We start from the raw sequence: 1,338 nt of genomic DNA, 5'->3' as shown, positions 1-1,338 counted from the left end.
CCGTCATGTCGCGCGGCGGCCGGATGGCTCCGCCGTTCAGTTTCCATTTGCCGACAAAATCCTTCTGGGTCGGAAGATACTCCTCCTGCGCCTGCGCTGGCGAAATATGAGCAACGGATAATATACCGCTCAGGCCCGCGGCCCCGATCGCAAGTAAAAGTGTGGCGACGCAGATCGCCTTGGTTGGGCATTGCATAAAAAATATTTCTCCACGATGGGGTAAGGGAGCTTTATTGAGAGATTTTCGGCGTGCGTTGCTTCGATGCCGATTCCGGTTAGCATCGGGGCCACCAATCTGGCAACGCAAAGCACCATCTCTCCAGCATCGCCCACTGGCGCCGCGGTCCGGCGCCAACTCGGGTGGGCACCGAAGCGCACAAAGCCGTCCTTTGCAGACCGGCTGACGATCGGCACAGGTTAGAAGGTGATCTTCACCGAAGCGGCACTGCGCGTGTGCGGACCATGATGGACGGCCTCGATGTTGTTGCCGTCCGGATCGAGCAGGAAGGCGGCGTAATAGCCGGGGTGATAGGGCCGCTCGCCCGGCGCGCCATTGTCCGTGCCGCCGCCGGCGAGCCCGGCCTTGTGGAAGGCCTCGACCATGGCATGGTCCTTCGCCTGGAAAGCCAGATGATGGCGGCCGGTGAGTTTTCCCAACGCCGCCCGACTGTCGGCGCTGGAGATGAACAGTTCGTCGGCCCAGAAATAGCCCTCGCCGGTGCCGCCGATCGGAACATCGAGCACCCGGAAGATCGCCTCGTAAAAACGCCGGCTGGCGGGAAGATCCCTGACCACCAGCTGGATGTGGTCGATGAGCCGGCCGCGATGCAGTTCCTGGCTTTCCATGAAAACTCCTCCTCGTAGGGCTTTCGAATTTAGGCTCGGACAGGACGCCGTCAATGCGGATGCTTGCCGACCGCCAGACCCTGTCGCAAGCCCTGCCCCTATAACCCCAGTCTGTCTTGCAAACAAAAAGCCCGCCAGGAGGGGGGATCCAGCGGGCCTTTGGAAAGCTGATACTCGAGCTTTCAGATGTCTGACGGGGGATCAGACAGGATAAGAACCTTTATTGGCCGCAGAGGTTCCGCCCGAACAAAAAGATAATCCACGGGCCGTCGAATCCTGGGAATTCGAGCGGTGAAGGCGATTTCTTTTCGCGGAACCTCTCCCGGTTGGAACCTTCCGCTCCCAACCGGGTTTTGTGGCGCGGCTTGGAGGAATTTCGCTTGGACTGTTTTCAAAGGCTCGAAGCGCTTGTCGATAGCGCCGGCATCAACGGCATCGAAGAAGCGAACGCTCTGCTGCGTCGGTTCAAGGGCAGGTCGCAGGTGGTCACGG

1 protein-coding gene and 1 pseudogene are annotated in these 1,338 nt (G+C 60.2%); both read right to left on the bottom strand.

Features of this window, described 5'->3' with window-relative positions:
- A pseudogene (locus tag FCU66_RS41760) lies at positions 1-307 on the bottom strand (hypothetical protein); the annotation flags it as partial.
- Positions 308-417: 110 nt separating this feature from the next.
- Positions 418-846 (bottom strand): VOC family protein, encoded by a 429-nt coding sequence (locus FCU66_RS40790; protein ID WP_136621485.1) that lies wholly within the window; start codon positions 844-846, stop codon positions 418-420.
- Positions 847-1,338: the final 492 nt, after the last annotated feature.

This window comes from Mesorhizobium norvegicum, assembly GCF_004919685.1.
Lineage (GTDB): Bacteria > Pseudomonadota > Alphaproteobacteria > Rhizobiales > Rhizobiaceae > Mesorhizobium > Mesorhizobium norvegicum.
The sequence above is the reverse complement of the archived record's forward strand: the minus strand, read 5'-3'. Positions and strand labels throughout refer to the sequence as shown.